Source organism: Chondrinema litorale, assembly GCF_026250525.1.
GTDB classification, from domain to species: Bacteria; Bacteroidota; Bacteroidia; order Cytophagales; family Flammeovirgaceae; genus Chondrinema; species Chondrinema litorale.
The window spans coordinates 170,197-183,377 of the sequence record NZ_CP111050.1; the positions used below are offsets into that span (position 1 = coordinate 170,197).

13 protein-coding genes are annotated in these 13,181 nt (G+C 34.0%); 2 read left to right on the forward strand and 11 right to left on the reverse strand.

Annotation, left to right across the window (positions count from 1 at the left end; all coding sequences use genetic code 11):
- Positions 1-67: 67 nt before the first annotated feature.
- The 11 genes from OQ292_RS30155 to OQ292_RS30205 form a co-directional block, all read right to left on the reverse strand.
- Complete coding sequence (locus tag OQ292_RS30155) at positions 68-1,039, reverse strand: WD40/YVTN/BNR-like repeat-containing protein (protein ID WP_284687832.1); 972 nt, start codon at positions 1,037-1,039, stop codon at positions 68-70.
- Between the two features lie 97 nt (positions 1,040-1,136).
- Positions 1,137-1,571, reverse strand: a complete 435-nt coding sequence (locus tag OQ292_RS30160) for a hypothetical protein (RefSeq protein ID WP_284687833.1) — start codon at positions 1,569-1,571, stop codon at positions 1,137-1,139.
- 18 nt (positions 1,572-1,589) lie between these two features.
- Positions 1,590-2,159, reverse strand: a complete 570-nt coding sequence (locus OQ292_RS30165; RefSeq protein WP_284687834.1) for a DUF6985 domain-containing protein — start codon at positions 2,157-2,159, stop codon at positions 1,590-1,592.
- 123 nt (positions 2,160-2,282) lie between these two features.
- The gene (locus tag OQ292_RS30170; RefSeq protein ID WP_284687835.1) at positions 2,283-2,468 is read right to left on the reverse strand and encodes a hypothetical protein; all 186 of its coding nucleotides are present in this window, start codon (positions 2,466-2,468) and stop codon (positions 2,283-2,285) included.
- A 200-nt stretch (positions 2,469-2,668) separates the two neighbouring features.
- The gene (locus tag OQ292_RS30175; protein ID WP_284687836.1) at positions 2,669-2,929 is read right to left on the reverse strand and encodes a hypothetical protein; all 261 of its coding nucleotides are present in this window, start codon (positions 2,927-2,929) and stop codon (positions 2,669-2,671) included.
- Positions 2,930-3,068: 139 nt separating this feature from the next.
- Entirely contained in the window at positions 3,069-3,779 is a 711-nt protein-coding gene (locus tag OQ292_RS30180; RefSeq protein WP_284687837.1) for a class I SAM-dependent methyltransferase, read from the reverse strand.
- Positions 3,776-4,414 (reverse strand): hypothetical protein, encoded by a 639-nt coding sequence (locus tag OQ292_RS30185; protein ID WP_284687838.1) that lies wholly within the window; start codon positions 4,412-4,414, stop codon positions 3,776-3,778. The genes OQ292_RS30180 and OQ292_RS30185 overlap by 4 nt, the downstream gene beginning before the upstream one ends.
- A 73-nt stretch (positions 4,415-4,487) precedes the next feature.
- On the reverse strand, positions 4,488-5,057 hold the full coding sequence (locus tag OQ292_RS30190) for a Crp/Fnr family transcriptional regulator (protein WP_284687839.1): 570 nt from the start codon (positions 5,055-5,057) through the stop codon (positions 4,488-4,490).
- A 73-nt stretch (positions 5,058-5,130) separates the two neighbouring features.
- On the reverse strand, positions 5,131-6,381 hold the full coding sequence (locus OQ292_RS30195) for a PepSY-associated TM helix domain-containing protein (RefSeq protein WP_284687840.1): 1,251 nt from the start codon (positions 6,379-6,381) through the stop codon (positions 5,131-5,133).
- A 177-nt stretch (positions 6,382-6,558) separates the two neighbouring features.
- Positions 6,559-8,745 (reverse strand): xanthine dehydrogenase family protein molybdopterin-binding subunit, encoded by a 2,187-nt coding sequence (locus OQ292_RS30200; RefSeq protein WP_284687841.1) that lies wholly within the window; start codon positions 8,743-8,745, stop codon positions 6,559-6,561.
- An 18-nt stretch (positions 8,746-8,763) separates the two neighbouring features.
- On the reverse strand, positions 8,764-9,228 hold the full coding sequence (locus tag OQ292_RS30205; RefSeq protein WP_284687967.1) for a (2Fe-2S)-binding protein: 465 nt from the start codon (positions 9,226-9,228) through the stop codon (positions 8,764-8,766).
- Positions 9,229-9,624: 396 nt separating this feature from the next.
- Here OQ292_RS30205 and OQ292_RS30210 point away from each other — a divergent pair, with 396 nt between their 5' ends.
- Together OQ292_RS30210 and rpiA are read left to right on the forward strand one after the other, a co-directional pair.
- Positions 9,625-12,363 carry a PAS domain-containing hybrid sensor histidine kinase/response regulator gene (locus OQ292_RS30210; RefSeq protein ID WP_284687842.1) on the forward strand — a complete coding sequence of 913 codons (2,739 nt, stop codon included), beginning with the start codon at positions 9,625-9,627 and terminating at the stop codon, positions 12,361-12,363.
- 67 nt (positions 12,364-12,430) lie between these two features.
- The gene (gene rpiA / locus OQ292_RS30215) at positions 12,431-13,129 is read left to right on the forward strand and encodes a ribose 5-phosphate isomerase A (protein WP_284687843.1); all 699 of its coding nucleotides are present in this window, start codon (positions 12,431-12,433) and stop codon (positions 13,127-13,129) included.
- Positions 13,130-13,181 lie beyond the last annotated feature (52 nt).

Genomic DNA, 13,181 nt, shown 5'->3' on the forward strand with positions numbered 1-13,181 from the left:
TTTGGTTTCGGGCAAATGTAATTCAAATCAACACTATTGGAATAGGTAAATAAAAGAAAATTGTCATTCAATCCCCTAAATACCAACCAGAGGACGCTGCAACTAGAAAATGTGCATTTCCTTTTAGCTCTGTTATGGGGATTTTTGCTGGCAAACCATTGTTCCATTTTATCCAGTTAGACGCGAAGTCTTTTTTATAAATTCCATCCCACTGACCTGCAAGTGTGTAATTGTTAGTGTGAACTAATTGGAAAGTATACATCCCTTTCGGAATACCAGCTTGATCGTTGTACCAAGTTTCGCCATTATCCGTAGAGGCGTAAAGCTCATTATATGCCAAGGCAAACAGGGTTTTACCAGATGCACTTATATTATGAAATGAATGATCTAATGACATTCTCTGCCAGTTTTTTTGATTGATAGCTGATTTAAATCCACCCTTGTTGGTCGCAATAAATATTGTATTATTTAAAATTGTGATACCATTTACTTGCAAGAGTTTGTCGCCAAATTCTTTTTCCCAGTGGTTGGTAAATAGATTTAATGTAAACAGTCCACCATTAGTGCAAGCATATATTTTGTCTTCGATCTTAGCGATTTTACGGATAATGAGACTTTCTAAACCAAAGTTTGATTGTTGCCAATTTGCACCATTGTCTGTAGACATAAAAATTCCTGCTCCATTAGTACCAGTATAAATAAGTCCGTCTAAAATAAGCAAAGCATTAATGTCGAAATTTGAGGGAGTATTTAAGGTTTTGTTCCATTTCGAAGTAGTTGCATCATACAAAAACACACCATTTTTCTTTGTGGCAATTCCCAATGAATTACCAGATAGAGACAAGTCGGATAACATAGCATCTTCTGGAATGCCATTGCTTATATTTTGCCAACTCATCCCACTATTATTTGAAAGATAAATTATGCCTTTAGAAATTTCTGGCTGATTATAATTATTGAAAGAAAAAATGGATTCTGTTAGTTGTTTGTGATTAACTATAAACAGATTGAGCAAAAGAATTAGGATAGAGAGTTTCATCTAAAAAAGTAATTTTGTATTGACACTGTAAGGAATTTACAGACTTAATTTACAAAAATTTAGAATGAATATCTCAGCTTTTAAATAAGGTTTTGCTCTAATCAGAACTTTCCGGAATAGGATGAATAAAATCTTTAATATTGTTAAGCTCTTGATTGCCTTTTTCAGACAGTCTATTTCCAAATAATAGCTTCTCAAATAAATATTGTTGTTTAAACAAAATGGTAAGTCTCCAACTATTATCAATCACTAGCTTTTTGAAGTAATCAAAATGCTCAAGCAAATTTGCTAATTTAAATTTGTAAAGCTGAAGTGGGATTGGTTTGCCGATTTCGCCTTTAAAAGGCGCTACCAGAATAGATTGATGTTTTTTGAGTTCAATAGAGTTGTTGAGATAAGTAAAACTTAAGTCTTTTATCTCAACAATTCTGTTTAAGTGAAGCTCAAACAAAGTTTTCCAAACTAAAGTATTTGAAGATGTTTTTCTATTTAGAAAAATCAACTTTTCTGCAATAGTTAATTCTTCAAACATAATTAGTACTACTTAGCTTTAAGCTACCTCTTTTACTTTGTTATTCTTGATTTTTACGATAATTCCGTGTTCACCATCCCATCCACAGCGGAAATCAATATGTACCTCATCTTTTTCTGCCGGAATTACTATGGTATCAATTCGGAGGTTTCGCTTGATAAATTCCTCATCTGTGAAAGTAGTATTATGAAACAGTTCGATGGTCTTTTTTGCATAAGCATAATGCTTCCCTTCTGCATAAGCACCACCATTACCAAATGTATAATTTACCAGAGTACTTAAAATCTCTTGCTCTATACTATCTGAGTTCTTAATTAACTTTTGTAGCGCAGTTAAACTAACTTTTTCTTCGTCTGTATAAATCGTGATGTGTTCTGTACCTCTAAATGGCTTTTCGTAATATTCATAATTAGAATTTGGATCGTACCAAGCGCCTGGAGGGTTAAGTGGATCTTCAAAGTTTTCTGGATTGTATAATTCATAATACACATTCCAGTCTTTGCACATAAAATTGTCTATTTCTACTTGATTCTTTTTTGGTAATGATTCTTTTAGTGTGTCAAAAAAATCAGGGTCTGTTATTTTCATTGCTGGTTATCTTTAATTTCACAGCAAAATAAAGAAGAAAACAACAAATATTTCTATTTCTTCAATGCTAAATTTATCTAGAAAATTACCCTGATTTTTCGAGATGTATGTTTGTTCTTTTTCTTAGTAGAAGACTTTTAGTTTACTAAGCTTATAAACCGCCATAATGAGTAAGCCAATACCGGTTCCCATTAATAATCCATTAAAAAAATCTGGCATGTTTACATAATGACTTACAATTTGATCGAAGGAGATTAACAAAACTCCTACAATAAGTAGTGTACTTGGTTTTTTGTTTTGCGTGTTCATGGTAGTAAAATATAGTAATTGACTAATTGTATTTAAATACGTTAGTTACAGATTTTATTAAATTATTACAAATCTGCTAATTTTCTTAGGAGTAATGTTATGAAAAGCATACAGAAAAATAGTGTGAATAGTGTTAATTAGTAAATAACAGCATATACAACTTTAGCTATTTTTAATTAGAAAGTAATTTTGCTATTTTTTCACTCACAAATCTCACCAATCCATTTTTGGTCGATTTTACCTATATCATCAATATGGAATACAGCACCTACTACACAGCCATTTGGGCCAGTAGAATCTAGCAAATACCTATAATCAAAGCCCATTTCTATAGGTTGTCCTAATATTTTCTTTACATAACTTGTATCTGGAGTTTTACCTATTAGATCAAGTACTTTGCTTAAACTATTATAGTCTTGATGCTGCTGAAAGTGTTGACCATATTGTTCAATTTCTGTCATTTTATTGCATCCTACCAAAAGCAAAAAAATGATTAGGCTATAAAAAATATTTTTTCTCATAAAAACTAAGATACATTAAATATCTATGCTAACAACCTGTACAAGTATATTATTTAAGTCTGGTTCATTAGCCGTTATATTACTTTTTTAATGCACTTAAACACATAAAAGCTGGAAAAGTATTCAACTCTTCGTAATGTCTTGGGTCTGCTTTTTTAAAAGCTTCTACTGGTTTAGGTTCTAGAATTTTCTCGATTAAAAATCCATTATTTGTAAGCGGTGTTATACAATCATTTAAAGACCTTCTGTAACTATGCATTTCGATGGGTTTGCCAAAGCCCGACCATGTGCATTTTACTAGTTCTACATCAAAATACTTGGTAGACTTAAAGTAATTGTATTCAAAAAATGGATGTTCGATTGAAATTACCAAACGTCCATTTGGTTTTAAAACTCTATAAAACTCCTGCATTGTTTGGTCCCAATCTTCTAGGTAGTGCAAAGCCAAAGCACAAATTACCAGATCAAAAGATGCGTTTTCAAACATATCGAGTGGTTTTGACAAGTCGTGCACAAAGAAAGAATTAGGCGTATTATTCCTTTTTTTTGCAAGTAAAATCATTTTTGGGCTGAGATCAAAACCTGTGACATTTGCACCTTTTTTAATCAATTCTTCTGCGTATTTTCCCGGCCCACAAGCGGCATCGAGCACAGATTTGCCATGTATATCTCCGACTAAACTCAAAGTATTTGGGCGGTCGTAATAGGCATTGTGAGGTTTGGTATCTATTAATGCATTATAACTTTCTGCCAACTCTTCGTAAGCTTTTTTAATTTTTTCTTTGCTCATATTCCTTTAGATTTTGTAAGTAAGTATCCAGTTGCTAAAAACCAACTTGCAATGCTGAAAATGAAAATGCTGAATCCGAAAACACTTGTAAAAACAAAACTAGTTGCCAAACCAATTAAAGTGAGTAAAATGAGCAAAAGACCATAAATACCAATCCATTTAGGCATTTTATTTTGCAACATAATGATGATAGAATAAAGTAATATTGCCAAACAGCAAGCACTAATAAAAACATAATCTAAGGATTTATTAAAGCTGAATCCAAATTTGATAATTGCCTTTAACAAGTTTTCATTTGCTTCGATATTCTCTGCATATTGGTTTAAAAAATATGGGATGGTTAATCCATTTATAATGGCTGCAAACATGGCAGCTATTAAACCTAAAAGCATAATTAGAAAGGCTAGAGTCGAGGCCTTACTTTTATCAAGTAAATATTGAGATAAACCATAAAACCCAAATGCTAACATTGGTATACTAAAAATGCCTATTGCATGAGAGATCATCGCTATGTTTGTAATTTGGATGATATGATGCAAGCTTCCACCAGTTGGATGCAATACCATAGTTGTGATAATTAAGATAGCTCCTGTAATGAGAGAAATACCTGCATTTCTGTAAAATTGATTTTCCATTTAGATTATTTTTAGAAAATCAAATATCTGAAGCAGCATTGGAAACAGACGTTGATCGAAATCAATAAATGTATTAGGATTTTGAAAACCTATTTCTTACGCGGCTCAAAGTTTCGGGTGTAATTTTTAAATAAGCTGCGATTAACCTTTGTGGGAATTTTTGAAGTAGTGCAGGTTTATTATCGAGTATGTATTGGTATTTTTCATCAGGAGAGTAGTTTTTATCAAAAAATTCAACCCTAGAAGTGGCTTCGTCTAGGAGCTTACCAAGCTGTAAAAATACCTGAGAAATTCCAATTAACTTATGAATTGAATCTATGGAAAGAGAATAAATAGTGCTCTCTTCATAAGCTTTAATCGTGTACTCAGAAGGTTTTCGGGAAGAAAAACTTTTGTGATTGATCACCCAATCTTTTGGGATGTTCACATCAAAAACATGAGTATAAATATCTGAATCTATATCATAATGAACTATAGCTCCCGCTTCCAAAAATGAAAAAGTGGAACAAACTTCTCCTTTTTCAAGTAGTATTTCGTCTTTTTTCAATTTGCGAAATACAAGTTCATCTTGAAGCATCAATAAATCCTTCTCTGGGTATCTGCCATTATGCTTTAGATATTGTATAACAGGATTTTCTTCCATATTAAAATACATCAAAACCTAAAGCTAACAATTTAAGGCAAATATCAGATTTAAAGAGGTTATGCTAATTAATTTATGAAGTTACCTCTTGAGAAACTTTCTCTCTTTTCTTAGGTTTAAAGCTTTTTCTGGCAGATTGAGTTTGTCTTTGAGCTTGATTAGAGCTTGTATCTTTTGCTGCTTTTTTCTTTTTTCTTCTACCATACCAGATGTAAAAACCGGTTATTGGTAAACTAGCAACAATTAAGCTCGCGAAAAAGGCTAACAGTTTTCCTGCAAAACCAAGTATAGCGCCGGTATGTATATCGTAATTCATTCTGAATACTTTATCAGCATTATCCAATGCTGCTTGTCTTCCATATATATGATCTACAGGAATTTCTTCTAAAGTATACTGGTCGAAGTAACGGTAATCTACTTGCCAAAAAGTGCTTGCGTCTGGGTTAGCATTGGCCGCAATTGGTCCTGTTTTAGTTTCGGCAACATGTACCTCAATAGATTCTGCATTTGGGTATTCATCGAGCATTTTATGCCAGATTTTATCAATAGGTGGTAAGTCAGTATTAGCAGTTAAAGTAGCAATGTTTGTGGTATCTGATTGAGGTTCTAGATACATGGTTGATTTCTCACCTCCTAAAGCTAGATAAGCACCTTGGGCAAACCATTGGAATCCCCAAACTAGTCCGGTTAAAGCCAATATTAATGCAATGAAATAAGAGTAAAAACCGAGTACATTATGTATATCGTAGTTTTTTCTTCTCCACCTTGCACTCCATTTTATACTGAATCGCTGTTTTGCAGCAGCTTTGTTTTTAGGCCACCAAAGTACAATACCTGTAATGAGCATTACTACAAAAACTAGTGTAGCATAAGCAACAACTGGTTGCCCAATTTCTGGTGGTAGCCAAAGGTAAAAGTGACCATCAAGAATAAACTGAAAGAAATCTTCTTCCATGTTTTTTACTTTAAGCACTTCTCCAGTATATGGATTGGCAAAAACGTAGAAGTAATGATAGTTAGGAGCAAAATCGAAATAGATAATTTCAACTGCTTTATCAGCTCCCGGATAATTGATACCATGTAGGTGTTTACCTGGAAGAGTTTCGTGAGCTACTTTTTCAAAATAAGATGGAGGTAAAGCAGCTTTGTTTTCTACTTCAACTGATCTATATGGCTCAGTAAGGTCTCTCAATTCGGCTTGAAAAGCATAAAAACAACCAGTAATAGCAATTATGAAAACAATAATTCCGGAAATTAAGCCCAACCATAAGTGGACAAAACCCATAATGCTCTTAAACTTTCTGTTGTTCTTTTTGCTGCTCATCTATGCTATATTTATTTAGACTCAATATAAATAAAGTTCTAAAACTAAGCTAGACTCGCTATAAAAACAATAGTTTTGACCAAAATTTAATGACGTAAAAGATTTACGATTAATATAAGGAGTAGGGCTAAAGAAAAAAGCCCACAATATGCATGCGGACTTAATAGAGGAATGTTCTTAAGGCTTTTTCAGCAATTCTTGATTTAATGGCAATTCTCTAATTCTAATTCCTGTTGCTTTGTGTATAGCATTAACAATGGCGGCAGTTGCTGGCCCTTGTGCAGCTTCACCAGCACCTAATGGTGGTTGATCTACTCTATCAATCACTTCAACTTCTGTTTCTGGGGCATCATTATATCTGAAAATAGGGTAGCTAGCCCAATCTATGCTTGTAATATGGTTTTCATCAAAAGTTACAGCTTCTTTTAAAGCCCAACTTGCAGATTGAATCATTCCACCTTCGGTCTGGTTTTTTAAGCCATCTGGATTAATTGTTTCCCCCGAATCGATAACAGCCCACATTTTCTTCACTTTTACTGCTCCCTTTTTTCTATCTACGAAAACATGCGCAGCAACACCACAGTAAGAGGCTGAGTTTTTATATCTGGAAAAAGCAAAACCCAAACCTTCGTTTTCTGCTGATTTTACATTTCGTATATTGGTTTTTAGTTTTTGCAAACAATACAAGGCACGAGCATCTTTTAGATGCATGGTTCTAAAATCTATGGGTTCTATATTCGCTTTTTCGGCCAGCTCATCTATAAAAGATTCTATGGCAAAAATATTAGCGTAAGCACCTAGTCCTCTTAGAGCAGACCTTCTTAATGGACCTGTAAAAATGTGCGATTGTAATTGCATATTAGCTATCTCGTAATAGGGTTCAGCGTTTCTTGTAGCTCCACCTCTAAAACCAGAAGCAGGTCTTTTATAGCCTTTGTCCATATAGCGAGCAGGTAAAAGGTTTTCGGCATTTCTACCCGGTCTGGTACTATGTCCATCAGACCAAAGATCGTATTTCCAACCTTGTATTTTACCGTTTTCATCTAAGCCCGCTTCTAACTCCATTAACATGGCTGTACCATAAGGTTCCCAACTGTTTTCTTCTTCACGCATCCATTGCAAACGAATATGTTTGTCCGGGTAATTCTTAGCAAGAATGGCAGCTTCTGCTGCTACATCATCGGCAGCATTATGACCATAGCAACCAGAACCGGGTACTCCTTGAATGTGGATTTTATCTTCGGCTAATTCCAATAAGCTAGATAAAGTACTTCTGAGCGGATAAACTCCTTGGCTATGTGTCCAGATGTTTAACTTACCCTCTTTAAACAAAGCTATTGCACAAGAAGGACCATTTGCAGCGTGCATAATATATGGTTTAAAGTAGCTCGCTTTATGCTGTATTTTGGTTTGCTGAATAGAAGTTTCCCAATCTCCAGATGCTTTATCTGTTTCAGTATCTGCAGGTAGTGATTGTATCAATTCTTTGAGTGGAGTATTAGCCGGAAGAGTTTCTGGATTCTCCCATTGAGCATTTTTTTTGATCGTCTTAGCCAGTTTTATTGTCTGAAATTCTTCTTCTGCAATTACGCCAAGAAAGCTACCTACTTTCACTAACTTTTTAAATCCTTCTTCCTTATTCAAAAGGTTTTCATCAACAGAAACTAGTTTAGAAGTATAAGTTATTGGTCTGATAATGCGTGCATGTACCATTCCATCAAAGCGTAAATCATGGATAAAATGTAGCTTGGCTTGTACAATGTCGGCAATGTCTTTTCTGGAAATGGGTTTACCAACTACTTTTCTTTCTGTTTTTGCAAATATGGTTTTAGGCTCGCCAACTTTTTCTGTTAATTGTTTGCCCTTTAATAATTCATAAAGGCTAATTTGTTTATGCCCACCACTTATTGTCGCATCTTTTAAAGTAAGCGCATTTTGATCTACCTCTAGTTCTTTAGATGCTAATTCTATTAATTTTTCTCTGGTGCAAGCAGCTGCATTTCTCACAGACATGGCACTAGTTTCAATCGATCGGCTACCTGCTGTGTAACCTTCATTTGGAGTAATATCAGTTTCTGCCACATGTATTTCTATCAAACTCATGTCTGTGTTTAATTCTTCGGCAGCAACTTGCATAATCGCAGTTTTTACACCTTGGCCAAGTTCCATTTTACCTGTCAGAATTTTTACTTTACCATTTTCAAGTACTTGTAGCCAAGCATTAACTCGGCTATCATCTACAGCATTGCTACTAATTGGAGCATCACTTCTTTGTATACAGCTACTTCCAAACATGGTAAAACCAATGCTGAGAAAACCTGCCGATTTTATAAAAGTTCTTCTTGATGTTTTAAGGTTTTGCATAGATATTATCAATTATGGTTAAAGTGCAGCGGCTTTTTTTACAGCTCTAATTACTCGTGAATGCACACCACATCGGCATATATTGCTTTGTAACTTATTTCTGATTTCTTCATCTGTTGGATTGGCATTTTCTTCTAAAAGAGATACAGAGGCGATGATCATCCCATTTGTACAATAGCCACATTGAGCGGCTTGTTCATCAATAAAAGATTGTTGAACAGGGTGTAAATGGCCGGCTTCATCTGCCAGACCTTCTAAGGTGACTATTTCTGCGTTATTTGCTGCACTTATAGGTATTTGGCAAGAGGGAATAGACTTTCCATTGAATAGCACTATACAAGCTCCACATTGGCCAAGTCCGCAGCCAAACTTAGGGCCATTTAGTGTCAAATTATTTCTTAAAACATAGAGTAAGGGTGTGTCTGGTTCAGTGTCAATAGTCTGTTCCAGTCCATTCACTTTCATCTTAATGGCTTCTTTCATGTTCATGAGTTTCAGTTATTGATTCTAAAAGCAATATTACGCTTAAATATATGTGCTTTTCTATTTAATGTTAGTATCTAAAATTACTGATAATCAAATTTTTATGTAAATTTTGTCAAGTGTTAATTTAATTAAAAAAATCATATATTTCATAAGTAGGTTACTACAAGATATGTTAGGTAATTAAATTAAAAAATATCGAATTCCATCTAAAAAGGAAATCTTTAACTTAAACATAACAAAGTATATATCTGTTTTTTATACAATTTGTTTCTTATTTGAATCCTAAATTGAATTGTACAAAAAATAGGGTTTAGCTATAGTGGCTTAAATTGTATATTCTTTATAATAAACTTACTTCATACGCTTTTTAAATTTAATCAAAAAGGTGCAGATATGAACGTAAATGAAAACCACTATCTAAAAGAAGAGCTTTATAAACTAATTAAAACTAGTGATGAAATTTTTGATTTCATTCAGTCAAGCACTTTAGATGGGTTGTGGTACTGGGATTTAGAAAACCCAGAAGAAGAATGGATGAACGACACTTTTTGGATTACTCTAGGCTATAATCCATCAGAAATGCCACATAAATCTTCGGCATGGCAGGATAAAGTATATCCAGAAGATTTGCAAGCAGCATATAAAAGTGTAGAAAAGCATCTTGCAGATCCTTCTCAACCATTCGAACAAATCTTTAGATACATTCATAAAAATGGCTCAACAATTTGGATTAAATGTAGAGGTTTGGCTATAAGAAATAAAGATGGCAAACCTGTGAGAATGTTGGGTGCACACAATAATATTACAGCTCAAAAAGAACAAGAAGTTGCCCTTGTTAAAACAAATAGACGGCTTAACGAAATTCTTTCTAGTACCGGAGATATTGTATTTATCTTAGATAAGAAGCTTAAAATCGTTGAGCTTTTTAATAGAACAACTGACGATAATTATATTCAAAATTTGAAAGCTGGAAATAAAATTACAAATACGAATCTTTCAAATAATACAATAACCATTATAAAAAATACCATTAAAACACTCTCTGAAAAGAAAAACAGAGAACAATTAGTTTTTGAAATTGAAACAGAAAATGGTAGCCAATGGTACGAGATGGTAATTACTAGTTTAGTTGTTTCTGAAAGCGATAACGAAGAAATCATCTGTGTTATACAAAACATTACGAAGCGTAAAGCAGCCGAAAAACAATTGATTGAGAAGACCGAGGAGTTAAACAGTTTCTTTTCGGTAGCAGTAGATTTGCTTTGTATTTCAGATTTAGGTGGTAGGTTTATTAAAGTTAATGCCTCTTGGACAGATGCACTAGGTTATTCTGTAGAAGAATTAAATGGCTCATATTTTATTGGGTTTGTACATCCTGATGATGTTTCTCAAACAATGGAAGTAATGGGGAGGTTAGCTGCGGGTAAAAAAATCTTGAGTTTTACGAATAGATATCTTTGTAAAGATGGAACTTACAAATATTTGGAATGGCGGTCTAAGCCAATTGGCAATTTAATTTTTGCCATAGCTAGAGACATTACAGAAAGTAAAGTTGCTGCTGATGAGCTACAATTAACCAAAGAGCTTTTAGAGCAAACCAGTAAAGTAGCCGGTGTTGGAGGTTGGGATTTAGATTTAAACACTCAGCAATTAACTTGGTCAGACATTACTAAAGCCATTCATGATGTTGCACCAGACTATGAACCATGCTTAGAACAGGGAATTAATTTTTATAAAGAAGGAAGAAGCAGAGAAATAATTGCAAAAGTGGTCGAGAAAGGCATAAAAACCGGAAAAAGCTGGGATGTAGAATTGCAAATAACCACTGCCAAAGGGATTGATAAATGGGTGAGGGCAATTGGTATTCCTGAAATGGAAAATGGAGAATGCAAGCGTATATATGGTACATTTCAGGATATAGAAAAAGCTAAACAAGCTAAAGAGAAATTAGAAACAGCTTTAAGTCAAGCCGAACAGGCAGCAGAAGCAAAGTCAGCCTTTCTATCAAACATGTCTCATGAAATAAGAACACCGCTAAATGCCGTAATCGGGATGACTCATTTGCTAATGGGGAGTAATCCTAGGGAAGACCAGCTTGAAAAGCTTAAAACATTAAAATTTTCTGGCGATAATCTATTGGCCTTAGTGAATGACATACTGGATTATAACAAAATAGAATCTGGCATGATCAATTTTGAGAACATTCCATTTAGTTTGTTCGAAATGACTCATAGCTTGAAACAAGCATTTACTTTTAAAGCTGAAGAGAAAAATATAAAACTTAAAATTCAGCTAGATTCCGATATACCAAAAGTAATTAAAGGCGATCCAACCCGTTTGGTGCAAATCCTCAATAACTTAATGGGTAATGCTATCAAATTTACTGAGAAGGGAAAAGTCGGTTTATATATAGAATTGGTGGAAGAAAATGATAAGCAACTCTTGCTGCTATTCGAAATAAACGATACTGGTGTTGGAATTTCTCAAGATAAAATTGATGTGATCTTTGAGCGATTTACACAAGCAAACGAAAGTACTACAAGGCAATTTGGTGGAACAGGACTTGGGCTTTCTATAGTTAAAAAGTTGTTGGAATTACAAGACAGTACTATTGAAATTGAAAGTGAATTAGGTAAAGGTTCTTGCTTTAGATTTAAACTAAGATTTAATAAAGCTGATAAGAATTTACACTTAGGTGAGTCAGAAGATTTAGATAGTTTTGGTGATCATACTAGCTATAATTTGGAAGGTTTGAAAGTATTATTGGTAGAAGATAATATGACAAATAGACTAATAGCTACAGAGTTTTTAACTAAATGGAATGTAGAACTAGATTATGCAGAAAATGGCTTTGAGGCTGTAGAGAAAGTTTCGGCAAATGATTATGATCTAATATTGATGGATATTCAAATGCCAGAAATGGATGGCTACCAGGCGACCATAAGAATAAAACAACTTGGTGGAGAAAAGGCAAATATTCCAATTTTAGCCATGACTGCCTCAACCATGCTAGAAGTAAAAAACAAGATTAAGGAAATGGGAATGGAAGACCATATTTTAAAACCTTTTAATCCAAAAGAATTGAATGCCAAGCTGGCTAAATTTGTGAAAATGAAAAAGCAAAATCATTAATTTTTGTTTTAATGAAGGCTAAAACTTTATAATTTTTTATTTTCAAGCCAAAATAACACTTTAAGATATGAACTGGAATAGCAAATTAGTTGAAAGTTTTGGCTGGAATGGTGAAATAAAAAACAAAGAATCAAAAGCAAAGATTGCTAAATTAATTGCAGATAAAGTGAAAGATGGTGATGTAATCGGTTTTGGCTCAGGTTCTACAAGCTATATGGCAATACTAGAAATTGCTAAAAAAATCAAAAATGAAAATCTGGATGTAAAAGCTATTCCAACCTCTCATGAGATTGATATTTTATGTATCAAACTAGGGATACCAACTATCTCTTTTAACGATGGCAAACCGGATTGGGGCTTTGACGGTGCAGATGAAATAGACCCTCAAAATAGCTTAATTAAAGGACGTGGCGGAGCGATGTTTAGAGAAAAATTGATAATGGCTGCTGCCGAAAAGACCTATATTTTGGCCGACAAATCGAAACTAGTAAATTCATTAGGAGAGAAATTTCCTGTTCCAGTAGAAACTGTGCCAGCAGCTTTGGCCAGTGTTGAAAGTGCTCTAATAAAACTAGGAGCGACAGATATTGTGCTCAGGCTAGCCGCTCACAAAGATGGACCTGTAATTACAGAGAACAGCAATTTTATACTCGATGTAAAATTTAACAAAGTAGCACCGACCCTAGAGAAAGACATCAAACTCATCCCCGGCGTACTCGAAAGCGGATTGTTTATGGGCTTTAATGTAGAGATAGTGACGGATTGAAAGTAGTTAAAGAATAATCAGCCTAAGAAATATAATTTTATAGAAGGGGGCA

Coding starts and splice junctions, on each gene's coding strand:
- OQ292_RS30155 (WP_284687832.1), bottom strand. CDS start 1,039: ATGAAACTCTCTATCCTAATTCTTTTGCTCAATCTGTTTATAGTTAAT.
- OQ292_RS30160 (WP_284687833.1), bottom strand. CDS start 1,571: ATGTTTGAAGAATTAACTATTGCAGAAAAGTTGATTTTTCTAAATAGA.
- OQ292_RS30165 (WP_284687834.1), bottom strand. CDS start 2,159: ATGAAAATAACAGACCCTGATTTTTTTGACACACTAAAAGAATCATTA.
- OQ292_RS30170 (WP_284687835.1), bottom strand. CDS start 2,468: ATGAACACGCAAAACAAAAAACCAAGTACACTACTTATTGTAGGAGTT.
- OQ292_RS30175 (WP_284687836.1), bottom strand. CDS start 2,929: ATGACAGAAATTGAACAATATGGTCAACACTTTCAGCAGCATCAAGAC.
- OQ292_RS30180 (WP_284687837.1), bottom strand. CDS start 3,779: ATGAGCAAAGAAAAAATTAAAAAAGCTTACGAAGAGTTGGCAGAAAGT.
- OQ292_RS30185 (WP_284687838.1), bottom strand. CDS start 4,414: ATGGAAAATCAATTTTACAGAAATGCAGGTATTTCTCTCATTACAGGA.
- OQ292_RS30190 (WP_284687839.1), bottom strand. CDS start 5,057: ATGGAAGAAAATCCTGTTATACAATATCTAAAGCATAATGGCAGATAC.
- OQ292_RS30195 (WP_284687840.1), bottom strand. CDS start 6,381: ATGAGCAGCAAAAAGAACAACAGAAAGTTTAAGAGCATTATGGGTTTT.
- OQ292_RS30200 (WP_284687841.1), bottom strand. CDS start 8,745: ATGCAAAACCTTAAAACATCAAGAAGAACTTTTATAAAATCGGCAGGT.
- OQ292_RS30205 (WP_284687967.1), bottom strand. CDS start 9,228: ATGAAAGAAGCCATTAAGATGAAAGTGAATGGACTGGAACAGACTATT.
- OQ292_RS30210 (WP_284687842.1), top strand. CDS start 9,625: ATGAACGTAAATGAAAACCACTATCTAAAAGAAGAGCTTTATAAACTA.
- rpiA (WP_284687843.1), top strand. CDS start 12,431: ATGAACTGGAATAGCAAATTAGTTGAAAGTTTTGGCTGGAATGGTGAA.